The 21,193-nt window shown below is 61.7% G+C and carries 20 protein-coding genes and 1 pseudogene; 19 read left to right on the top strand and 2 right to left on the bottom strand.

Annotation, left to right across the window (positions count from 1 at the left end; translation table 11 throughout):
- The first annotated feature begins 39 nt into the window (after window positions 1–39).
- The gene (locus AMK02_RS02010) at window positions 40–2,943 is read left to right on the top strand and encodes a [protein-PII] uridylyltransferase (RefSeq protein WP_064800448.1); all 2,904 of its coding nucleotides are present in this window, start codon (window positions 40–42) and stop codon (window positions 2,941–2,943) included.
- A gap of 10 nt (window positions 2,944–2,953) precedes the next feature.
- The gene (murJ, locus tag AMK02_RS02005) at window positions 2,954–4,534 is read left to right on the top strand and encodes a murein biosynthesis integral membrane protein MurJ (protein WP_064800447.1); all 1,581 of its coding nucleotides are present in this window, start codon (window positions 2,954–2,956) and stop codon (window positions 4,532–4,534) included.
- Window positions 4,535–4,745: 211 nt separating this feature from the next.
- Here the strand turns inward: murJ and AMK02_RS02000 are convergent, their stop codons facing one another.
- Window positions 4,746–5,174, bottom strand: a complete 429-nt coding sequence (locus tag AMK02_RS02000) for a YcbK family protein (protein ID WP_064800446.1) — start codon at window positions 5,172–5,174, stop codon at window positions 4,746–4,748.
- A 186-nt stretch (window positions 5,175–5,360) separates the two neighbouring features.
- Between AMK02_RS02000 and AMK02_RS01995 the strand changes: the two genes are divergently transcribed.
- The 17 genes and pseudogenes from AMK02_RS01995 to AMK02_RS01915 all read left to right on the top strand — a co-directional run bounded on the left by AMK02_RS01995 (window position 5,361) and on the right by AMK02_RS01915 (window position 19,834).
- Complete coding sequence (locus tag AMK02_RS01995; RefSeq protein ID WP_064800445.1) at window positions 5,361–5,768, top strand: VOC family protein; 408 nt, start codon at window positions 5,361–5,363, stop codon at window positions 5,766–5,768.
- Between the two features lie 87 nt (window positions 5,769–5,855).
- Window positions 5,856–6,920: a tryptophan--tRNA ligase gene (gene trpS / locus AMK02_RS01990; RefSeq protein WP_064800444.1), complete on the top strand. Its 1,065-nt coding sequence runs from the start codon at window positions 5,856–5,858 to the stop codon at window positions 6,918–6,920.
- Between the two features lie 111 nt (window positions 6,921–7,031).
- Window positions 7,032–7,523, top strand: a complete 492-nt coding sequence (locus AMK02_RS01985) for a universal stress protein (RefSeq protein ID WP_011423764.1) — start codon at window positions 7,032–7,034, stop codon at window positions 7,521–7,523.
- Between the two features lie 109 nt (window positions 7,524–7,632).
- Window positions 7,633–8,199, top strand: coding sequence for a NifU family protein (locus AMK02_RS01980; RefSeq protein ID WP_064693562.1), 567 nt, complete (start codon window positions 7,633–7,635; stop codon window positions 8,197–8,199).
- Between the two features lie 89 nt (window positions 8,200–8,288).
- On the top strand, window positions 8,289–8,951 hold the full coding sequence (tsaB, locus tag AMK02_RS01975; protein ID WP_064800443.1) for a tRNA (adenosine(37)-N6)-threonylcarbamoyltransferase complex dimerization subunit type 1 TsaB: 663 nt from the start codon (window positions 8,289–8,291) through the stop codon (window positions 8,949–8,951).
- Between the two features lie 2 nt (window positions 8,952–8,953).
- Window positions 8,954–9,448, top strand: coding sequence for a GNAT family N-acetyltransferase (locus tag AMK02_RS01970; RefSeq protein ID WP_064800442.1), 495 nt, complete (start codon window positions 8,954–8,956; stop codon window positions 9,446–9,448).
- Between the two features lie 81 nt (window positions 9,449–9,529).
- On the top strand, window positions 9,530–9,958 hold the full coding sequence (locus AMK02_RS01965) for a Fur family transcriptional regulator (RefSeq protein ID WP_064800441.1): 429 nt from the start codon (window positions 9,530–9,532) through the stop codon (window positions 9,956–9,958).
- 27 nt (window positions 9,959–9,985) lie between these two features.
- Window positions 9,986–10,783 (top strand): lysophospholipid acyltransferase family protein, encoded by a 798-nt coding sequence (locus AMK02_RS01960; RefSeq protein ID WP_064805853.1) that lies wholly within the window; start codon window positions 9,986–9,988, stop codon window positions 10,781–10,783.
- A 48-nt stretch (window positions 10,784–10,831) separates the two neighbouring features.
- Window positions 10,832–12,241 carry a tRNA (N6-isopentenyl adenosine(37)-C2)-methylthiotransferase MiaB gene (miaB, locus tag AMK02_RS01955; RefSeq protein ID WP_064800440.1) on the top strand — a complete coding sequence of 470 codons (1,410 nt, stop codon included), beginning with the start codon at window positions 10,832–10,834 and terminating at the stop codon, window positions 12,239–12,241.
- Between the two features lie 18 nt (window positions 12,242–12,259).
- Complete coding sequence (locus tag AMK02_RS01950; RefSeq protein WP_064800439.1) at window positions 12,260–13,312, top strand: PhoH family protein; 1,053 nt, start codon at window positions 12,260–12,262, stop codon at window positions 13,310–13,312.
- Window positions 13,312–13,827: an rRNA maturation RNase YbeY gene (gene ybeY, locus AMK02_RS01945; RefSeq protein WP_064800438.1), complete on the top strand. Its 516-nt coding sequence runs from the start codon at window positions 13,312–13,314 to the stop codon at window positions 13,825–13,827. The genes AMK02_RS01950 and ybeY overlap by 1 nt, the downstream gene beginning before the upstream one ends.
- Entirely contained in the window at window positions 13,824–14,969 is a 1,146-nt protein-coding gene (locus AMK02_RS01940) for a hemolysin family protein (RefSeq protein WP_064800437.1), read from the top strand. The genes ybeY and AMK02_RS01940 overlap by 4 nt, the downstream gene beginning before the upstream one ends.
- 110 nt (window positions 14,970–15,079) lie before the next feature.
- Window positions 15,080–16,684 carry an apolipoprotein N-acyltransferase gene (gene lnt, locus AMK02_RS01935; protein ID WP_064800436.1) on the top strand — a complete coding sequence of 535 codons (1,605 nt, stop codon included), beginning with the start codon at window positions 15,080–15,082 and terminating at the stop codon, window positions 16,682–16,684.
- A 147-nt stretch (window positions 16,685–16,831) separates the two neighbouring features.
- Window positions 16,832–17,251, top strand: coding sequence for a helix-turn-helix domain-containing protein (locus AMK02_RS01930; RefSeq protein ID WP_011423753.1), 420 nt, complete (start codon window positions 16,832–16,834; stop codon window positions 17,249–17,251).
- A gap of 178 nt (window positions 17,252–17,429) precedes the next feature.
- On the top strand, window positions 17,430–18,683 hold the full coding sequence (gene metK, locus AMK02_RS01925) for a methionine adenosyltransferase (RefSeq protein WP_064800435.1): 1,254 nt from the start codon (window positions 17,430–17,432) through the stop codon (window positions 18,681–18,683).
- Entirely contained in the window at window positions 18,680–19,381 is a 702-nt protein-coding gene (trmB, locus tag AMK02_RS01920; RefSeq protein ID WP_064800434.1) for a tRNA (guanine(46)-N(7))-methyltransferase TrmB, read from the top strand. Before metK ends, trmB begins: the two co-directional genes overlap by 4 nt.
- Window positions 19,382–19,570: 189 nt before the next feature.
- Window positions 19,571–19,834: pseudogene (locus AMK02_RS01915) on the top strand (DUF2277 domain-containing protein).
- A gap of 293 nt (window positions 19,835–20,127) precedes the next feature.
- Here AMK02_RS01915 and AMK02_RS01910 read toward each other — a convergent pair.
- Window positions 20,128–21,006 (bottom strand): alpha/beta fold hydrolase, encoded by an 879-nt coding sequence (locus tag AMK02_RS01910; RefSeq protein ID WP_064800433.1) that lies wholly within the window; start codon window positions 21,004–21,006, stop codon window positions 20,128–20,130.
- Between the last annotated feature and the right edge of the window lie 187 nt (window positions 21,007–21,193).

Genomic DNA, 21,193 nt, shown 5'->3' with positions numbered 1-21,193 from the left:
AAGGCCCGTGTCAATCGCCGGGCAAAGAGGTTATAGCGCATGCAGACGAAACGTGAGGCGAGCCTCGATCAGGCAGCCCGGCATGAACAGGAAACCAGCCCTGTGAGCGCGACGCGCAACCTCGATTTCTCGGAGATCCTCGACGCCGAGCTCTTGCAGAAGCAGTGCGACGCCGTTGCCGAGGCCAATCGGAACCGGCCCGACATCATGCGCGCCGATCTTCTCGCGGCGCTGAAAAAGGCGAGCACGGACGGCCGGCAGAAGGCGCGCGCGGCCCTTGCCGCCGACGGCAGCGGTCTCAATTGCGCCTATCGGATTTCCTGGCTGCAGGACCAGATCATCACCGTCCTCTATAATTTCGCCACTGCCCATATCTTTCCGCTGCAGAAGGACAAATTCGCGGTGACCGCCGTCGGCGGCTACGGCCGCGACACGTTGGCGCCGGGCTCCGATATCGACCTGCTCTTCCTCTTCCCGCCGAGGCCGGCGGAGGAGACGCACAAGGCGGTCGAATTCATGCTTTACGTGCTCTGGGACATGGGCTTCAAGGTCGGCCACGCCACCCGCACGGTGGAGGAATGCATCGCGCTGTCCAAGTCCGACATGACGATCCGTACCGCGATCCTCGAGATGCGCTATATCTGCGGCCTGCAGCGGCTGGAAACCGAGCTCGAGGCCCGCTTCGACAAGGAGATCGTCACCGGAACCGGCCCCGAATTCATCGCCGCCAAGCTGGCGGAGCGCGACGAGCGCCACCGCAAGGCAGGCGACACGCGTTACCTGGTCGAGCCGAACGTCAAGGAAGGCAAGGGCGGGCTGCGAGACCTGCACACGCTGTTCTGGATCTCGAAATATTACTACCACGTGCGCGACCAGGCGGAGCTGATCAAGCTCGGCGTCTTGTCGAAACACGAATATCGCCTGCTACAGAAAGCCGACGATTTTCTCTGGGCGGTGCGCTGCCATATGCACTTCCTGACAGGCAAGGCCGAGGAGCGGCTGTCCTTCGACATCCAGCGCGAGATCGCCGAGGCCTTCGGTTATCACACCCGCCCCGGCCTCTCGGCGGTCGAGCGCTTCATGAAGCATTATTTCCTCGTGGCCAAGGATGTCGGCGATCTCACACGCATCCTCTGCGCCGCACTCGAAGACCAGCAGGCGAAATCGATCCCGGGTCTCACCGGCGTTATCAGCCGCTTTACCCATCGCACCCGCAAAATCGCCGGCAGCGTCGAATTCGTCGAAGACCGCGGCCGCATCGCTCTCGCCGACGCCGATGTCTTCAAGCGCGACCCGGTCAGCATCCTGCGGCTCTTTCACGTCGCCGACATCAACGGGCTGGAATTCCATCCCGACGCGCTGAAACGCGTCACCCGTTCACTCGCGCTGATCGACAACAGCTTACGGGAAAACGACGAGGCCAACCGCCTCTTCATGTCGATCCTGACGTCGAAGCGCGACCCGGCGCTGATCCTGCGCCGCATGAACGAGGCCGGCGTGCTCGGCCGCTTCATCCCCGATTTCGGCAAGATCGTCGCGATGATGCAGTTCAACATGTATCACCATTATACGGTCGACGAGCATCTGATCCGCACCGTCGAGGTTCTCTCGGAGATCGACAAGTCGCGCTCGGAGGATCTGCATCCGCTCGCCAACAAGCTGATCTCGGGAATCGAGGATCGCGAGGCGCTCTATCTCGCCGTTCTCCTCCATGACATCGCCAAGGGCCGCCAGGAGGATCATTCGATCGCCGGCGCCCGCGTCGCCCGCAAGCTCTGCGCCCGCTTCGGACTGTCGCAGAAGCAGACGGAACTCGTCGTCTGGCTGATCGAGGAACATCTGACGATGTCGATGGTGGCGCAGACCCGCGACCTCACCGATCGCAAGACCATTATCGACTTTGCCGACCGCGTGCAGTCGCTCGACCGGCTGAAGATGCTTCTAGTCCTGACGATCTGCGATATTCGCGCCGTCGGCCCCGGCGTCTGGAACGGCTGGAAGGGCCAGCTGCTGCGCACGCTCTATTACGAAACCGAGCTGCTCCTGGCCGGCGGCTTTTCGGAGGTCTCCCGCAAGGAGCGGGCCAATGCCGCCGCCGAGGCGCTGCGCGGCGCCCTTTCCGACTGGAGCCAGAAGGACCGCAACACCTATACGAAGCTGCATTACCAGCCCTACCTGCTCTCCGTGCCGTTGGAAGACCAGCTCCGCCACGCCGATTTCATCCGCCAGGCCGACAAGGCGGGCCAGGCGCTCGCCACCATGGTGCGCACCGACAGTTTCCATGCCATCACTGAAATCACCGTGCTGTCGCCCGACCATCCGCGCCTTCTCGCCGTCATTGCCGGCGCCTGTGCTGCGGCGGGCGCCAACATCGTCGACGCGCAGATCTTCACGACCTCGGACGGACGGGCGCTCGATACGATCCATGTCAGCCGTGAGTTTGCCGACGATGCCGACGAGCTGCGCCGCGCCGGCACGATCGGGCGGATGATCGAGAATGTTCTGGCCGGCCGCAAGCGCCTGCCCGAGGTCATCGCCACGCGCACGCGCAACCGCAAGAAAAGCAAGGCTTTCGACATTCCGCCCTCGGTCAATATCACCAACAGCCTGTCGAACAAGTTCACGGTCATCGAGGTCGAATGCCTCGACCGACCGGGCCTCCTCTCCGAGATCACCGCCGTGCTCTCCGATCTGTCGCTCGACATCCAGTCGGCGCGCATTACCACCTTCGGCGAGAAGGTGATCGACACCTTCTACGTCACTGACCTCGTGGGACAGAAGATATCGGGCGACAGCAAGCGCGCCAATATCACCGCCCGCATGAAGGCCGTGATGGCGGAGGAGCAGGACGAACTGCGCGAGCGCATGCCCTCCGGCATCATCGCGCCCGCCGCCACCCGAACATCGCCCGCAGCCGAAAAGAAAGCCGATTCCCCCGCATGAGCCCCAAAGCATGAGCCTCGTCAAGAAATTCGCGACCGTCGGCGGCGCCACTCTCGGCAGCCGGATTTTCGGTTTCGCCCGTGAAACGCTGATGGCGGCGGCGCTCGGCACCGGGCCGATGGCCGACGTCTTCTACGCCGCCTTCCGTTTTCCGAACCTCTTCCGCCGGCTGTTTGCCGAAGGGGCCTTCAATGCCGCCTTCGTGCCGCTCTTTGCCAGGGAAATCGAGGCGAACGGCACGGACGGCGCCAAGCGCTTTTCGGAAGAAGTCTTCGGCGTCTTGTTTTCGGTGCTGCTCCTCATCACCATCGTGATGGAGCTTGCCATGCCGCTCTTGGTGCGCTTCATCATCGCGCCGGGTTTTGCCGACGATCCCGACAAGTTCTCGATCACGATCCGCATGGCGGCCGTGATGTTTCCCTATCTGATGTGCATGTCGCTGACGGCGATGATGAGCGGCATGCTGAATTCGCTGCATCATTTCTTCGCCGCCGCCATCGCCCCCGTCTTCCTCAACGTGGTGATGATCGGGGCGCTGTTTTATTCGCTCTATACCGGCGCCGATCCGCTCGCGACAGCCTGGTATCTCTCCTGGGGCGTTCTTGCCGCCGGGGTGCTGCAGCTCGCCGTCGTCTATATCGGCGTGCTGGCGGCCGGCATGAGCATCGGCTTGCGCTTCCCGAAAATGACGCCCAACGTCAAGCGGCTGCTAATTCTGGCCGTGCCGGCCGCCGTCACCGGCGGCATCACCCAGATCAACCAGCTGATCGGCCAGGCGATCGCCTCCTCCCGCGACGGCGCGATCGCCGCCTTGCAATATGCCGACCGTATCTATCAGCTTCCGCTCGGCGTCGTCGGCGTCGCCGTCGGCGTCGTGCTGCTGCCGGAGCTTGCCCGGGCACTGAAGGGCGGGGCGCTGCGCGAAGCGGCAAACCTGCAGAACCGCTCGATCGAATTCGTGCTGTTCCTGACCATCCCCGCCGCTTTCGCGCTCTGGATCCTCTCCGACGAGATCATCCGCGTGCTCTATGAGCGCGGCGCCTTCCATCAGCAAAACACCGCGGTGGTCGGCTCGATCCTGGCGATCTACGGCATCGGCCTGCCGGCTTTCGTGCTGATCAAGGCGCTGCAGCCGGGCTTTTATGCCCGCGAGGACACCAAGACGCCGATGCGCTTCTCGGCGATCGCAGTGGGGACCAACTGCGCGACGGCGCTGACCCTCTTTCCTTTTATGGGCGCGCCTGGCATCGCCGTCGCCGAAGCCACCGCCGGCTGGATCAGCACGTTTCTGCTGTTCACCACGCTTCTGCGCCGCGGCCATCTGACATGGGAATGGGCATTGGCAAAACGCGCCGCCCTGCTGATCGTCGCCTCGGCCGTCATGGGCGCGGCGATCGTCTTCCTCAAGCAATATTGGGCGCCATGGCTCGCCTCCGGCGCGCCGCTTCTGAGCAAGGTTGGTACGCTGGGGCTGCTGATCGCAATCGCCATGCTCATCTATTTCGCCGCCGCTTTCCTGATCGGCGGGGCGGACCTCGGCATGATCCGGCGCAATCTGAACCGCAAGCCGGTGCCGGCGAAGGATGCGTGAAACCAGGGTAATTGCCAATATACCAGCCCCTCATCCGGCTGCCGCCACCTTCTCGCGTTCTGACGGGGAGTAGGGACTTGCCGCACCGTCATGCCTCTCTCAAGACTCTCGTAGGGCATGTCCCCTCGCCCCGTTTACGCGAGAGGGTTAGGGTGAGGGGCAAAAGCCACCATCGCAAATGCACAAACCCCTGCACATTTTCCTCGGTCGCTTAACAATCGACCCATCGCCGTTGCGGGCCGACATCGACATGAATGATGCCGTTGCAATAGCTGCCGATGCCGCCGATGCCAGGAGCTGTCCTGGCGGCAGCAATGATTGTTTGTTCCGAGAGGCCCGGCACCCTGATATCGGCCGCCAGGCATTTTCCATGCAGGGAGCCATGACGGCGGGGATGCGGCCGGAGGCCGGAGGTGACGATCGGGCGGCGTCCGGTCTTTGCGGCGATATGCGAGAGGATCGCTCGCAGGCGCACTGGAAAACAGCCGGCGCGCACGCTGACGGTCTGGACCGCATAGGCGAGACGCGCCTCATGCTTGGGAAGATCAACGGCCGGCCTCTTGCTGTCTTGACCCGCGGCGTCGGTTGCGGATTGTAGGGCGAAAAGGCCTGCCATGGCGAGCAAACTGACGTTCTGCATGGTCCCTCCGGGCGGTTGGGCTGGCGATCAATGGACTGGCCAGCACTGCCGAGGATTTTCAGTTCAATAAAAGCTTTTCTGTGAAATTTTATACTCAATTTGAACTAAGAACGCTGATCAATTCGGCTTAAAAATGAGCATCCTTCGCGTTCGAGGTGGAATAAACATCCAAATGCAGGAGATCACATGACCGTCCAGTCTCTTTTTCTCGTCACTCTGGTCGTCGACGATTACGACCGCGCCAAGCGCTTTTATTGCGGCACCCTCGGTTTCGATTGCCTTCAAGACGAAAAGCAGCCTGAGGGCAAACGCTGGGTGGTGGTGAAGCCGAAAGGCGGAGATGGCGCCGCCTTTCTGCTGGCGCAGGCGGCAAACGAAACGCAGCGCGCGGCGATCGGCAACCAGACGGGCGGCCGCGTGGGCTTCTTCCTGAAGACCGACGATTTCGCCCGCGATTATGCCGCGATGATCGGCGCCGGCGTGTGCTTCCTGGAGGAGCCCAGACATGAGGTTTACGGCACGGTTGCCGTCTTTGCGGATCCTTACGGCAACACCTTCGACCTGATCCAGCATGCCGCAGCCCGAACCTCTTGATTGCGACCGGCCGCCCGTGCATAAGCCGCGGCGTTAGCAACACAGGCGAGAAGCCTTGGGGCCCTCCACCAGCCTATTGAGGACGACATGAGCGAATTCAAGAAACTCGTATTCTCCGGCGTACAGCCAACCGGCAATCTACATCTCGGCAATTATCTCGGCGCGATCCGCCGCTTCGTGGCGCTGCAGGAAGGCAATGACTGCATCTACTGCGTCGTCGACATGCATGCGCTCACCGCCCAGCTGGTGCACGAGGATATGCCGAGCCAGACGCGCTCGATCGCCGCCGCCTTCATCGCCGCAGGCATCGATCCGGAAAAGCACATCGTCTTCAATCAATCGGCCGTGCCGCAACATGCGGAACTCGCCTGGATCTTCAACTGCGTCGCCCGGATCGGCTGGATGAACCGCATGACGCAGTTCAAGGACAAGGCCGGCAAGGACCGCGAGCAGGCTTCGCTCGGCCTCTACGCCTATCCGAGCCTGATGGCCGCCGACATTCTCGTCTACCGCGCCACCCATGTGCCCGTTGGCGAGGACCAGAAGCAGCATCTGGAGCTTGCCCGCGACATTGCGATGAAGTTCAACCTCGATTATGCCGAGCATATTCGCAAGAGCGGCTACGGCATCGACATCACCGTCGGCGACGAGCCGGTGCATGCTTATTTCCCGATGGTCGAGCCGCTGATCGGCGGGCCGGCGCCGCGCGTCATGTCGCTGCGCGACGGCACCAAGAAAATGTCGAAATCCGATCCCTCCGATCTTTCGCGCATCAATCTGATGGACGACGAGGAGGCAATCTCCAAGAAGATCCGCAAGGCCAAGACCGATCCAGACGGTTTGCCGAGCGAGGTCGACGGGCTGCAGGGCCGGCCGGAAGCCGACAATCTGGTGGCGATCTATGCCGCGCTCGCCGACAAATCGAAGACCGAGGTGCTGGCCGAGTTCGGCGGCCAGCAATTCTCCGTCTTCAAGCCGGCGCTGGTCGATCTCGCCATCCATGTGCTGGCGCCGATCACCGGCGAGATGCGGCGGCTGATGGACGATACCAGCCATATCGACGCGATCCTGCGCAAGGGCAGCGAACGGGCGAGAGCCCGCGCTGAAGTGACGATGAGCCAAGTGCGCGACGTCATCGGCTTCCTCTACTGAGGCAGATCTCCTCTTCTGCCCTTCTGGGGGAGAAGGGGATCTCCTTCCGAGCGCGAGGCGCCAAAAAACTGCACTTGCAATTTTTCCGCTTCGGGTGTCAGAGTCCGCGCCATGGTATCGAAGCGACTCTCACGGCTCGAAGGTCACCGGCGCAAATTCATGGCGGTGATCGACGGGACACCCGAATGCCAGCGCGCCGTTCATTATGCCGGCCGGCGCGCGAAGAACTCCAATGGCGGCCTGGTGCTGCTCTATGTGATCCCCAACGGCGATTTCCAGCAGTGGCTCGGCGTCGAAGAGATCATGCGGGCCGAGGCGCGCGAGGAAGCCGAGGCAACCGTCGCAAAGATCGCCCAGATCGTGCGCGAGACGATCGGCATCGAGCCTGAGGTCGTCATCCGTGAAGGCAGTGCGGCCGAGCAGATCAACGCCGTCATCGAGGAAGACCGCGATGTGGCGATCCTCGTTCTTGCCGCCGGCTCGGCGAAAGAAGGCCCGGGACCACTGGTTTCGTCGGTCGCCGGACGCGCGGCGGCGTTTCCGATCCCCGTCACCGTCCTGCCGGATACGCTGACCAACGAGGAAATCGACGCCCTCTGCTGAGCCTATTTCTTGAGTACAAGTCTCTTGATTAGGCCAGGCAATGGGCTTATCTTCTTTTGAAGAATTCTAAAGACGGCCGAGGTCTCGAGCCTGTCACATGGAGAGCCAGATGTTCATTCAGACCGAAGCCACGCCGAACCCCGCCACACAGAAGTTCCTGCCGGGTAAGGTCGTCATGGAAAACGGCACCGCCGAATTCCGCAGCGCCGAAGAGGCTGAAGCCTCGCCGCTCGCCGCTCGGCTGTTCGAAATCCCTGGCGTTACCGGCGTCTATTTCGGCTATGATTTCATTTCCGTCTCCAAGGACAACGCCGAATGGCAGCATCTTAAGCCGGCTATCCTTGGCTCAATCATGGAGCATTTCATGTCCGGCAAGCCGGTCATGGGGGATGCTTCCATCCTTTCCGAGGATGCCGATGCCGGCGACGAGTTCTTTGACGAAGGCGACGAATCGATCGTGCTGACCATCAAGGAGCTTCTGGAGACCCGCGTGCGCCCGGCCGTCGCCCAGGACGGCGGCGACATCACCTTCCGTGGCTTCAAGGACGGCAAGGTCTATCTGAACATGAAAGGCTCCTGCTCCGGCTGCCCGTCCTCGACGGCGACGCTGAAGCACGGCGTCCAGAACCTGCTGCGCCATTTTGTTCCAGAAGTGCAGGAAGTCATTGCCGCTTAAGAATTTGGAATTCGCTCCGGCCGTTCATCTCAGGTTCGGTTGGACGGTTTATGGTTAGGCGACAAACAGTTTATTCGGAAATTGATGGCATGATCGTTCTGGCGCTCGACACGGCAGGTGTGGATTGCGCTGCCGCCGTTTATGACAGCGGCAGGAATACGGTGCTGGGGGAGGCATCGGACATGATCGGCAAGGGGCATGCTGAACATCTGATCGGTATCGTCGATCGCGCGCTGGATCAGGGGGGAGTGACACTTTCTCAGATCGACCGCCTTGCCGTCACCATCGGCCCTGGCTCCTTTACCGGTATCCGCGTCGGCGTTGCTGCAGCCCGCGGTTTTGCGCTTTCCCTCAATGTGCCCGTCGTCGGCGTCACCACGCTCGAGGTGATGGCCGCCGCGCAGCGTGAGAAGACGCCCGGCCGCGCCGTGCTGGCGGCGATGGACGCCAAGCGGGACGAAATCTATCTCCAGTCCTTCGCAGCCGATGGTTCCCCGCTCGATCAGCCGCGGGCGGCAAGTCTCGCCGAGGCCCAGGCTTTCGCCGCCGGCTTCGATGGTGAAATCACCGGTTCGGCAACGCCGCTCCTGAAGGCCGGCACCCGTGGCGATCACCCCAACGTCTTTCCGATTTCGATTGTCGCGCGTCTGGGGGCTGCCGCCCCTGCCGATGTCGGAAAGCCCAAACCCCTTTATCTGCGCGGACCGGATGCCAAGCCGCAGGCCGGATATGCGATTGCGCGACGAGTGTGACGATGCTGGAAGCCTATCTGACGCTGAAGCCGGAATTCGAAATCATCGCCATGGAGCGCGAGGATTGCCGCGACGTCGCCGTCCTGCATGGCGAGCGTTTCGCCCGGCCCTGGGGCGACGGCGAATTCCACAGCCTGCTGTCGCAGGAGACTGTTTTCGGCTTCGTCGCGCGCCAGACCAACGCCATCCTGAAAAAGTCGCTTCCCGGCTTTATCCTTGCGCGTGAGGTCGCCGGCGAGGCCGAGATCCTGACGATTGCCGTGCAGGCGAAGGTCGCCCGCGCCGGGCTGGGCTGGCGGCTGATGCAGGCAGCAATGCGCGAGGCGCGGGCGCGTGGCGGCGAGAGCATGTTTCTCGAGGTCGACAGCGGCAATACGGCCGCACTCGGCCTCTACCGCAAGCTCGGCTTTGAAAAGGTCGGCGAGCGCCAAGGCTACTACAAGCAGGAAAACGGCGCCCGCTCCACGGCGCTTGTCATGAAGCGCGTTCTTCGATAGTTCCGTGGCAGAAAGATGACATCCGCACCGGCACGAACGCCGTGCAGGCATGTCGAAACACGAATATCTCTAGAGGCGGCCATGACCGATGTAGCCAAGACCCTTGAGGAGCTTTGCGCCGAACGCGGCATGCGCATGACCGAGCAGCGCCGCGTGATCGCACGCATCCTCGAAGAGTCGGAAGATCATCCTGACGTCGAAGAGCTTTACCGCCGTTCGGTGAAGGTCGATGCGAAGATCTCGATCTCCACAGTCTATCGCACCGTCAAACTGTTCGAGGACGCCGGCATCATCGCCCGCCACGACTTCCGCGACGGGCGCTCGCGCTACGAAACAGTGCCGGAAGAGCACCACGACCACCTCATCGACCTGAAAACCGGCACGGTCATCGAATTTCGCTCGCCGGAGATCGAGGCGCTGCAGGAGCGCATCGCCCGCGAGCACGGCTTCCAGCTGGTCGACCATCGCCTGGAGCTCTACGGCATTCCGTTGAAGAAGGACGATCTCTGAAGCGATGGCAGCCCGGGAGTGCCGCATTTGATCGCCTGGCTGCGCATTGCCTTCGCTGCGGTCGTGATCCTTGCCGTCAGCATCGTGCTCATGCCGCTGCAGGTGTTGGCCCTGCGTTTCGACTGGCGGCTGCGCCGCAGACTTCCGCGCGTCTGGCACCGTATCATCTGTTATTGTCTCGGCATCAGCGTCCGGGTGACCGGCAGGCTGGAAGACCGTCGGCCGCTGATGCTCTGCTCCAACCATTCGTCCTGGCTTGACATCATGGTCCTGTCGGCGGTCGCCGACGTCGCCTTCATCGCCAAGATCGAAGTCAGCGACTGGCCGATCTTTGGCACCCTCGCCAAGCTGCAGAAAAGCGTGTTCGTCGTGCGCGAGGAGAGGCGCAAGACCGGCCATCAGGCAAATGAAATCGCCGGACGCATGGCCGACGGGGAAATCGTCGTGCTTTTTCCGGAGGGCACGACATCGGACGGCAACCGGTTGCTGGAGGTCAAGTCGTCGCTGTTCGGCGCTGCCGCGATGGCGGTGCCTTATTCGCCGACGGGAACCGTCGTGGTGCAGCCGGTGGCCGTTGCCTATACCAGGGTGCACGGCATTCCGATGGGACGCTACCACCGGCCGCTCGCCGCCTGGCCTGGGGATATCGAGCTCCTACCGCATCTGATCGACATCCTCAGATGCGGCGCCATCGACGCGGAAGTTTCCTTCGGTGAGGCGGTGGAATACCGCGCCGACAGCAATCGCAAGGAGGTGAGCGCGACGATCGCCTCGCGCATCCGCAGCCTTCTCAACACAAGCCTGCGCGGACGCAGTGTCGGGTGAGCCGAGAGTCTCTTTTCTCGGACGGCAAAAACCACTAAATAGCGCGCCATGACACAGGATAACGCCCTCCTTCAGGCCCCAGAGGTTTCTCTCCGTGACGGCAGCAACAGCCGCAAGGTCTTCATCAAGACCTATGGCTGCCAGATGAACGTCTACGATTCCATGCGCATGAGCGATGCGCTTGCTCGCGACGGCTACGAACCGACCGAAGACATGGAACAGGCGGATCTCGTTCTGCTCAACACCTGTCATATCAGAGAGAAGGCGGCCGAGAAGGTCTATTCGGCGCTCGGACGGCTGCGCGAGATGAAAAAGAAGAAGGCAGCCGAGGGCCAGGAGATGATGATCGGCGTCACCGGTTGCGTCGCCCAGGCCGAAGGCGAGGAGATCCTGCGCCGGGCGCCCGCCGTCGACGTCGTCATCGGCCCGCAGACCTATCATCGCCTGCCGGAAGCACTGCGCCGGGTCCAACAGGGCCAGCGCGTCGTCGACACCGAATATGCGATCGAGGACAAGTTCGAACATCTGCCGATTGCCGAGAGCCGGAAGATCCGCGCCCGCGGCGTTACCGCTTTCCTGACGGTGCAGGAGGGCTGTGACAAGTTCTGCACCTTCTGCGTCGTGCCCTACACACGCGGCTCGGAAGTGTCGCGGCCGGTTTCCCAGATCGTCGAGGAAGCCGAAAAGCTGGTCGAAGCCGGGGTGCGCGAAATCACCCTGCTCGGCCAGAACGTCAATGCCTGGCACGGCGCCGGACCGCGGGGCGAGGCATGGAGCCTCGGCGACCTGCTGTACCGTCTTGCCGAAATCCCCGGCCTTGCCCGACTGCGCTACACCACCAGCCATCCGCGCGACATGGACGACCGGCTGATCGAGGCGCATCGCGACCTGAGGGCGCTGATGCCCTATCTGCACCTGCCGGTGCAGTCGGGCTCCGACCGCATTCTGAAAGCGATGAACCGGCGCCACACGGCCGCCGAATATCTCAGTCTGATCGACCGCATCCGCACCGTGCGGCCCGACATCGCGCTGTCGGGCGATTTCATCACCGGCTTTCCGGGGGAGACAGACGCGGATTTTGAGGATACACTGAGGCTTGTGGAGGAGGTGCGCTACGCGCAGGCCTTCTCGTTCAAATACTCGACACGGCCGGGCACCCCCGGCGCGGAACTGAAGGACCAGGTGCCGGAAGAGATCAAGGCAGAACGGCTGGAACGCCTGCAAGCGCTTCTTTTGAAGCAGCAGCAGGAATTTGCCGAATCCTGCATCGGCAAGGAGATCGATCTGCTGCTCGAAAAGCCGGGCCGCATGCCGGGCCAGCTGATCGGACGTTCTCCCTGGCTTCAATCCGTGAATGTTGATGCAAAAGCATCGCAAATCGGTGACATTATCAAAGTGCGAATCACCGGAACCGGAACGAACAGCCTGTTTGCCGAACGCGCAGAGGCTGCGGTTTAACCCAAGGAGCCCGACCGCTTGAACGGACAAGAATTGGTTTCTTCTTCACCGCGCCACCCCCGCACGCCGAGCGACACCAATCACTTCGTCCTGACGTTCGAGAACAATCGGTTCGCCAGCGAACTCTTCGGCCAGTTCGACCAGAACCTCAAGCTGCTCGAGGAGCGGCTGAACATCGATGCGCGGGCGCGCGGCAATTCCGTCGTCATATCGGGCGATGTCGTGACCACCAATCAGGCGCGGCGCACGCTCGATTATCTCTATGAAAAGCTTCAGAAAGGCGGCAGCGTGGAACGATCAGACGTCGAGGGCGCAATCCGCATGGCGGTCGCCGCCGACGATCAGCTCAGCCTTCCCACCATGGAGCGCAAGGCCAAGCTGACAATGGCGCAGATTTCGACGCGCAAGAAGACGATCATCGCTCGCACGCCGACGCAGGACGCCTATATCAGGGCGCTGGAGCGCGCCGAGCTCGTCTTCGGCGTCGGCCCGGCCGGCACCGGCAAGACCTATCTCGCCGTCGCCCATGCCGCCCAGATGCTGGAGCGCGGCGCGGTCGAAAAGATCATCCTGTCGCGCCCGGCCGTCGAGGCCGGCGAGCGCCTCGGCTTCCTGCCCGGCGATATGAAGGAAAAGGTCGACCCCTATCTTCGCCCGCTCTATGACGCGCTCTACGATATGATCCCGGCCGACAAGGTCGATCGGGCGATCACCGCCGGCGTCATTGAAATCGCCCCGCTCGCCTTCATGCGCGGCCGCACGCTCGCCAACGCCGCCATCATCCTCGACGAAGCGCAGAACACGACGTCGATGCAGATGAAGATGTTCCTGACGCGCCTCGGCGAAAATGCCCGCATGATCGTCACCGGCGACCCGAGCCAGATCGACCTGCCGCGCGGCGTCAAATCCGGCCTCGTCGAGGCCCTGGAGCTGCTGAACGGCGTCGAGGGCATCTCGATCGTGCGCTTCAAGGACACCGACGTCGTGCGTCATCCGCTGGTCGGCCGCATCGTCAGAGCCTATGATGCCACCTATCTTGTCGAAGCCGAAGACGTCGGTCGGCAGGGCTGATGGCCGAACTCGATATCCAGATCAGCATCGAGGACATCGGCTGGCCCGGCGAGGAAACGCTGCTGGTTTTTTGCGAGCGCGTGCTCGGAGCCGCCGCGGTCTATCTGCGCGACAATGAGAAGCAGCCCTTTCCGACGATGCCGCCCGAGGTTTCGCTGGTCTTTACCGACGATGCCTCGATCCAGGACATCAATGCCGAATGGCGCGGCAAGGACAAGCCGACCAATGTGCTCTCCTTCCCGGCCTTTCCGGTTCAGCGGGGCAAGCTGCCCGGGCCGATGCTCGGCGACATCATCATCGCCCGGGAGACGGTGGAGCGGGAAGCCCAGGAACTCGAAAAGAGCTTCGACGACCACCTGACCCATCTGCTGGTGCACGGTTTCTTGCATCTTCTCGGCTACGACCATATGAATAATGCCGAAGCCGAAATTATGGAGGCGCTGGAGACTCGCATTTTGGCGCAGCTCGGCCTATCTGATCCCTACGAGGGTCAAGACCTTAAAATGGAACCATGAGCGACTTTACGACGAAGCCGGCGGCAGACGCCAAGGACTCCGAGCCATCCTCATCTTCGGATGAGGTCGGCAGTAGTAGTCGGCCATCCGGCCGATCCCAATCCTTCTGGTCGCGCGCCGCCCGCATTCTCCGCCCGCAGCAGGGCTCGCGACTGCGTGAGGATCTTGCCGATGCGCTGATGACCGATGCGGCCGGCGACGACGCTTTTTCGCCCGACGAACGGGCGATGCTGCACAATATCCTGCGCTTTCGCGAGGTGCGCGTCGCCGACGTGATGGTACCGCGCGCCGATATCGAGGCGGTGGACCAGAACATCACCATCGGCGAGCTGATGATCCTTTTCGAGGAATCCGGCCGCTCGCGCATGCCTGTTTATGCCGATACGCTCGACGACCCGCGCGGCATGGTCCATATCCGCGACCTGCTCTCCTATGTCGCCAAGCAGGCGCGCAACAAGCGCCGCGGTCCGGCAAAGCCGGCCGCTGCAGCGCCGGCGATCGAGGTCGCGCCGGAGAACATTCAGAAGCCGCCGCGCTCGGCCAAGCCGAATTTCGATCTTGCCCGGGTCGATCTGCAGAAGACGCTGGCCGAAGCCGGCATCATCCGCAAGATCCTGTTCGTGCCGCCGTCGATGCTGGCCTCCGACCTCTTGCGCCGGATGCAGGTGAACCGTACGCAGATGGCGCTCGTCATCGACGAATATGGCGGCACCGACGGGCTCGCCTCGCATGAGGACATCGTCGAGATGGTGGTCGGCGACATCGACGACGAACATGACGACGAAGAGGTGATGTTCAAGCGCGTCGCCGAAGACGTCTTCGTCGCCGACGCCCGTGTCGAGCTGGAAGAGATCGCCGAAGCGATCGGACCGGATTTCGACATCAGCGAACAGGTCGACGAGGTCGACACGCTGGGCGGGTTGATCTTCTCCGCGCTCGGCCGCATCCCAGTCCGCGGCGAAGTCGTTCAGGCCCTGCCGAACTTCGAATTCCACATCCTCGACGCCGATCCGCGCCGCATCAAGCGGCTGCGCATCACCCGTAAGCGCCACGCGATCCGCCGCCGCGCCAAGGAGGCTGGCGACATCACGCCCGGATCCGAGACCGGCGACGACCGGCCGGCCGAATCGACCACCAACTAGGCATCGGTACGAAAATCGGAATCGCCTTTCGGGCCGATGCGGAACAGGACAAAGAGCCGCTTTTTTGAAAGACTGCGAATGGGTTGATTCGCGGTGTGATGGGAGTGCGCATGGAGCGGCTTGCGGACAGGGTTATCCTCGTCTGGGGGGTAAAACGGTCGTTGCTGGCCGTCGCCGCTGGAGCATTCGCCGCGCTGGCGCTGCCGCCTTTCGGCTTTTTCGCGGCGATGTTTCTCTCCTTCACGCTGCTCGTCTGGCTGATCGACGGGGCGGCGGCTTCTCCTGAAAGCGGCCTGATCGGCAGGCTATGGCCAGCCTTTGCCATCGGCTGGCTGTTCGGCTTCGGTTATTTCGTCGCCGGCCTCTGGTGGATCGGTCACGCCTTGCTGGTCGATTCGGAGGAATTTGCCTGGGCACTGCCCCTGGCAGTCCTCGGACTGCCGGCCGGCCTCGCGGTCTTCTACGGGCTGGCGACTGCACTTGCCCGGATCGTCTGGTCCGACGGCATGGGACGGATCGCCGCACTTGCGGCCGGCTTCGGCCTGATGGAATGGCTTCGAAGCACGATCCTCACCGGCTTTCCCTGGAATGCCATCGGTTATGGCCTGATGCCCGTTCCGCTGATGATGCAGTCAGCGCATGTGATCGGCGCGATGGGGGTGACGACACTTGCCGTCTTCGTCTTTTCCGTCCCGGCGCTGATCGGGACGCGACAGGGCGCGAAGCCTGGAATTGCGCTCGCCACCCTGCTGTTTACCGCCCATATCGGCTACGGAGCCTACGCTCTCTATCTGGCGCCGCGGCCCGCGCCGTTGCCTGAGGACAAGCGGCCCGTGGTGCGGCTGGTGCAGCCGGATATCGACCAGGCGGCGAAGATGGACAACGACGCCGATCGCAATGCGATCTTCGAGACGCATCTGAAGCTTTCCGCCGAGGCGCCGAGGAATGGCGGCCGCAAACCCAATATCATCGTCTGGCCGGAAACCTCGATCCCCTTCATCCTCACCGACAACCAGGATGCGCTGACGCGCATCGCCGATACGCTCGACGACGACCAGATCCTGATCGCCGGCGCGGTGCGCGCCGAGGAGATGGGGCCCGGCACCCCGGTGCGCTACTATAATTCCATCTATGTGATCGACGGCCGCGGCCAGATCATCGCCGCCTCCGACAAGGTGCATCTGGTGCCTTTCGGCGAATATCTGCCCTTCGAGGACATCCTCACCGAACTCGGCATCCAGAATGTCGTCGAGATACCGGGCGGCTTTTCGGCCGCCGCAAGTCGGCACCTGCTGGCGCTGCCGGGCGGCCTCAATCTTTATCCGCTGATCTGCTACGAGATCATCTTTCCGGGCGAAATGACCGGCGACATCGTGGATGCCAACGCGCTCCTCAACCTCACCAATGATGCCTGGTTCGGCATCACGCCCGGACCCTACCAGCATTTTCAGCAGGCGCGGGTGCGGGCAGTCGAGACCGGCCTGCCGCTGATTCGCGACGCCAACAACGGCATATCGGCACTCGTGAACGCACACGGGGAAATCATCGCAGGCCTCGATCTTGGTGAGACCGGCTTTATTGATGCAACTGTTGATGGGTTCGGCAATGCGTTCGGAACCTCATACCCCCTTCAGACATACTTCTGGTTGACCGAAGCACTGTTGATATTGATTGCGCTAATTTCACGCGGAGGTTTTATTTTAGGGTTGAATTGACCAAAAACCCCTAAAATTGCATAGTGGTGTCAATCGGCGTTCTTAACGTATGTTTATCGGCGGGTTCCCGCCGCTTACAACGTGGCGTTTTGGGATGGATCAGGGGCATGCCGGTTGGAAACAGAAATTCGTAGCTAGGGCACGACCATGATTGAAAATAAGAAGAAACCGAATCCGATCGACATCCATGTTGGCAGCCGCATTCGCCTTCGCCGAACGATGTTGGGCATGAGTCAGGAAAAGCTTGGCGAAAGCCTCGGCATCACCTTCCAGCAGATCCAGAAATATGAGAAGGGCACCAACCGTGTCGGCGCAAGCCGTCTGCAGAACATCTCGAGCATCCTCAATGTTCCGGTCTCCTTCTTCTTCGAGGATGCGCCCGGCGAACATGCCGGCGCCGCCGGCGGCATGGCCGAAGCCTCCAGCTCGAATTACGTCGTAGACTTCCTCTCCTCCTCGGAGGGCCTGCAGCTCAACCGCGCCTTCGTCAAGATTTCCGATCCCAAGGTTCGCCGCAAGGTCGTGGAACTGGTCAAGGCGCTCGCTGCCGAAGCCGACGCTGACTGATCCAGCTCTTATTGCGAAACAGAAAGGCGGTCGAAAGACCGCTTTTTTTGTGTTTTTGCGGCAAAATTTGTCACTTCGCCGCAGATATAAAGATATATTTATGTCCTTGTGCGCTTGTCATCGGCGCTCGAACTGAGTACCTACTAGCTGGCTTTTATTCTTTGAGGGGAATCCCGGAATGCGCGCGAATTATCTCTTTACCAGCGAATCTGTTGCCGAAGGTCATCCGGACAAAGTGTGTGACCGCATCTCCGACGAGATCGTCGATCTGGTGTACCGCGAAGCGGCCAAGACCGGCGTCAATCCGTGGGGTGTGCGCATTGCCTGCGAAACGCTGGCAACGACCAACCGTGTCGTCATCGCCGGCGAAGTCCGCCTTCCGCCGAGCCTGATGAAGAAGGACAAGGACGGCAAGGACGTCATCAATCCCTCGAAGTTCAAGGCCGCTGCTCGCCGCGCCATCAAGGATATCGGCTACGAACAGGACGGCTTCCACTGGAAGAAGGCAAAGATCGACGTGCTCCTGCACTCGCAGTCGGCCGATATTGCCCAGGGCGTCGACAGCGCCGCCGACCAGCAGGGCGACGAAGGCGCCGGCGACCAGGGCATCATGTTCGGTTACGCCTGCAAGGAAACGCCGGACCTGATGCCGGCGCCGATCTATTATTCCCACAGGATCCTGCAGCTGCTGGCGGCCGCCCGCAAGAAGGGCGACGGTGAAGTCGCCAAGCTCGGCCCCGACGCCAAGAGCCAGGTAACCGTGCGTTACGTCGACGGCAAGCCGTCGGAAGCAACCTCGATCGTGCTTTCGACCCAGCATCTCGACGAGAGCTGGGATTCCAAGAAGGTCCGCGCCGTCGTCGAACCCTATATCCGCGAAGCGCTCGGCGAACTGAAGATCGCCGAGGATTGCAAGTGGTACATCAATCCGACCGGCAAGTTCGTCATCGGCGGACCGGACGGCGATGCGGGCCTGACCGGCCGCAAGATCATCGTCGACACCTATGGCGGTGCGGCTCCGCATGGCGGCGGCGCATTCTCCGGCAAGGACACGACCAAAGTCGACCGTTCGGCCGCCTATGCCGCCCGCTACCTCGCCAAGAACGTCGTGGCCGCCGGCCTCGCCGACCGCTGCACGATCCAGCTCTCCTACGCCATCGGCGTCGCGCAGCCACTGTCGATCTACGTCGACCTGCACGGCACCGGCAGGGGTGTGTCGGAAGACCAGGTCGAAGCGGCGATCCGCCAGAATATGGACCTGTCGCCGTCGGGCATCCGTCGTCACCTCGACCTCAACAAGCCCATCTACGCCAAGACCTCGGCCTACGGTCATTTCGGCCGCAAGGCCGGCCGTGACGGCTCGTTCTCCTGGGAGCGCACCGACCTCGTCAAGGCGCTGAAGGAAGCCGTCAAGACCAAGGTCGCTGCATGACGGATATGGAACGCCGGGGACGGGCGACCGAAGCCTTTTTCGGTCGCCGCAAGGGCAAGGCCCTGCGCGAGCAGCAGGCCGAGACGCTAAACAGCCTGCTCCCGGCATTCCTCGTCGACCTCTCGGCGGCTCCTCCGGAGCCGCTGACCTCTCTCTTTCCGGTTCCTGTCGAAACGTTGCGGCTGGAAATCGGTTTCGGCGGCGGCGAGCATCTGATGCGCCGTGCCCTGGAAAGGCCTTCGACCGGCTTCATCGGCGTCGAGCCCTTCGTCAACTCCATGCAGAAGCTGTTGTCGCGTATCGGCGAGACGGGCGCGCGCAATATCCGTGTCTACAACGACGATGCGACGCAGCTGCTCGACTGGCTGCCGGACGCGTCGCTCGACCAGATCGATCTGCTCTATCCCGATCCCTGGCCGAAGCGGAAGCACTGGAAACGCCGCTTCGTCTCGAAGACCAATCTCGACCGCTTTCACCGCGTGCTGAAGCCCGGCGGCCTGTTCTGCTTCGCCTCCGATATCGACACCTATGTGAACTGGACGCTGATCAAATGCCGCGACCATGGCGGCTTCGACTGGATCGCCGACAATGCGGCCGACTGGCTGACCCCCTATGAGGGCTGGCCGAGCACCCGCTACGAGGCGAAGGCACGCCGCGAGGGCCGCTCTTCGGCGTATCTGACCTTCAGGAAGATCTGAGGCTGTCGGCAATTTCCGGCATCCGGCTCTAAAACCGACGACGACAACAAACCGAACTGAACGCGCTACGCTCTCACTTGTGGCGCGTAGAGTTCCGCCGTGGAACGGTTGCAATTGCCGCTGACGCGACTATTTCCGTGCTGGCCACCCTCCGCTCAAATGGAGGGAGAAAATGACCGGGAGCATGTCATGTGCCGAAATATAAACCCCTGTTCAATTTCGATCCGCCAGCGACGGACGACGAGGTCCACGATGCCGCGCTCCAGTTCGTGCGCAAGGTGAGCGGAACGACCAAACCGTCGAAGCGCAATGAGCTCGCATTCGAACACGCCGTCAGTTCGATCACGGCCTGTGCCCGCGAGCTGCTCGATTCGCTGGAAACGTCTCAACCTCCTCGTGATCGCGAAGAGGTTGCGGCAAAGGCGCGCGCGATCAGCGGTCCGGTTCGCGTAAGAGAGCTCCGTCACGCACGGGAGATCTCAATCAAGCCTCAAGTGGCCTACCTGACGGCTTTCGGTCCGAAGCGGACTATCAGTTCATTTCAGGTGGACGACCGCTATGCGCCCACAAGCGGACATGGGCGGCCCGCCGATCGACACCGTTTGCCAAATCCGCAATCTGAACCAGGCTGCTATGCATCAGAAGCCTATCAGCGCGAGAGGGTCACGTTTCCGACACGACAATCCGGCGGAGAGAGTCGCCGCCAATAGGTGATTGCCAAAGCCTTGGTTTCATCGTTGATGATCCTATATCTGGCTTCCACTGCGGCGACAGTGTTGATTTTTCAGATCGGTATTGGCTTCATGAGCGGCGACTGTGTTCAGGAACCGGTCGAGCATCGAGTTGAAGCTCTCCGGCTTCTCCCAGAAGGGCGCGTGTCCAGCCCCTTCTATTACATGCGCTTTGCCTTCGAAGAGCAACTGGATGTTCAGGCCCGAAAAATAGCTGAGTTTGACAAAGGGGTCATAAAATCCATTCACAAAAGCAATGGGTATATCAGCCTGTTCGACGGTGCGGCGCTGATCCACCCCCTGCCCCCGCAACATTGCGCGAGAAAAAACGCTCCTTAGTCTCCCGTCCGCGCGCGCTATGGCATCGCGAAAGGAGGGGTTACTCGTGTCTCCAAAGCAAAGAGACTGAAACCGCTCCACATCACGCGATGTAAAGTTCTCTTTTGATGCCAGAAGAATATCAAATGATGGATGGAATCCCCGCAGCATTCCGAGGAGACCGCTGTGGATCGGTGGCGTGCCGCACAACATCAGGCCCGAAATGCCGTTGCTGCTGCCCGCCATCTGAATCGCGACGTGACCGCCAAGCGACCATCCCAGCACGGGAAAGCGATGAAGTCCCAGGCGGGCTGCCACCTCTCCTATGCAGTCGGCAAGACCGGTGACGGTGTAAGTTGACTGCGGATCTCGAGCGTCGCTCGATTCGCCATGTCCCGGAAGATCGAGCGCAATCAGACGCCAATTCCGGGACAAATGGCTGTGTAGTTGCTGTGAAAAGACCGTCCGTGAGCTGCCCGAACCGTGTATCATAACCAGTGGTGCAGCGCCATCAATAGTGTCACTGATGCGCACAGCGCCGTGGCTGGTGTCGATTGTACAGTGAAATATGTCCATAAACTGCGACCCCTAACGCGCAGCCAAAGTCTTGCACGAAAATATCTATGGCAGGTGCATGATCATCGTAAACCAGATCTGAACCAGGTCGTGCAATCACGACACGTTTCGGTGCGGTTACGCATCAATACACAATCATTTGCCTTGGCGTTGTATACGGGTTAGGTCTGTCGCAGCAGCAATTGCA

It is taken from the genome of Rhizobium sp. N731, assembly GCF_001664145.1.
GTDB lineage: Bacteria > Pseudomonadota > Alphaproteobacteria > Rhizobiales > Rhizobiaceae > Rhizobium > Rhizobium esperanzae.
Note: the sequence above shows the minus strand (reverse complement) of the source record. Positions and strands in the feature narration are given on the sequence as shown.

What these genes read in the sequence shown, in the direction of transcription:
- AMK02_RS01940 (WP_064800437.1), top strand. Translation starts at nt 13,824, where the DNA reads ATGAGCGACTTTACGACGAAGCCGGCGGCAGACGCCAAGGACTCCGAG.
- metK (WP_064800435.1), top strand. Translation starts at nt 17,430, where the DNA reads ATGCGCGCGAATTATCTCTTTACCAGCGAATCTGTTGCCGAAGGTCAT.
- miaB (WP_064800440.1), top strand. Translation starts at nt 10,832, where the DNA reads ATGACACAGGATAACGCCCTCCTTCAGGCCCCAGAGGTTTCTCTCCGT.
- AMK02_RS02000 (WP_064800446.1), bottom strand. Translation starts at nt 5,174, where the DNA reads ATGCAGAACGTCAGTTTGCTCGCCATGGCAGGCCTTTTCGCCCTACAA.
- lnt (WP_064800436.1), top strand. Translation starts at nt 15,080, where the DNA reads ATGGAGCGGCTTGCGGACAGGGTTATCCTCGTCTGGGGGGTAAAACGG.
- AMK02_RS01995 (WP_064800445.1), top strand. Translation starts at nt 5,361, where the DNA reads ATGACCGTCCAGTCTCTTTTTCTCGTCACTCTGGTCGTCGACGATTAC.
- AMK02_RS01980 (WP_064693562.1), top strand. Translation starts at nt 7,633, where the DNA reads ATGTTCATTCAGACCGAAGCCACGCCGAACCCCGCCACACAGAAGTTC.
- AMK02_RS01970 (WP_064800442.1), top strand. Translation starts at nt 8,954, where the DNA reads ATGCTGGAAGCCTATCTGACGCTGAAGCCGGAATTCGAAATCATCGCC.
- trpS (WP_064800444.1), top strand. Translation starts at nt 5,856, where the DNA reads ATGAGCGAATTCAAGAAACTCGTATTCTCCGGCGTACAGCCAACCGGC.
- AMK02_RS01965 (WP_064800441.1), top strand. Translation starts at nt 9,530, where the DNA reads ATGACCGATGTAGCCAAGACCCTTGAGGAGCTTTGCGCCGAACGCGGC.
- AMK02_RS02010 (WP_064800448.1), top strand. Translation starts at nt 40, where the DNA reads ATGCAGACGAAACGTGAGGCGAGCCTCGATCAGGCAGCCCGGCATGAA.
- AMK02_RS01910 (WP_064800433.1), bottom strand. Translation starts at nt 21,006, where the DNA reads ATGGACATATTTCACTGTACAATCGACACCAGCCACGGCGCTGTGCGC.
- AMK02_RS01930 (WP_011423753.1), top strand. Translation starts at nt 16,832, where the DNA reads ATGATTGAAAATAAGAAGAAACCGAATCCGATCGACATCCATGTTGGC.
- murJ (WP_064800447.1), top strand. Translation starts at nt 2,954, where the DNA reads ATGAGCCTCGTCAAGAAATTCGCGACCGTCGGCGGCGCCACTCTCGGC.
- AMK02_RS01985 (WP_011423764.1), top strand. Translation starts at nt 7,032, where the DNA reads ATGGTATCGAAGCGACTCTCACGGCTCGAAGGTCACCGGCGCAAATTC.
- tsaB (WP_064800443.1), top strand. Translation starts at nt 8,289, where the DNA reads ATGATCGTTCTGGCGCTCGACACGGCAGGTGTGGATTGCGCTGCCGCC.
- ybeY (WP_064800438.1), top strand. Translation starts at nt 13,312, where the DNA reads ATGGCCGAACTCGATATCCAGATCAGCATCGAGGACATCGGCTGGCCC.
- trmB (WP_064800434.1), top strand. Translation starts at nt 18,680, where the DNA reads ATGACGGATATGGAACGCCGGGGACGGGCGACCGAAGCCTTTTTCGGT.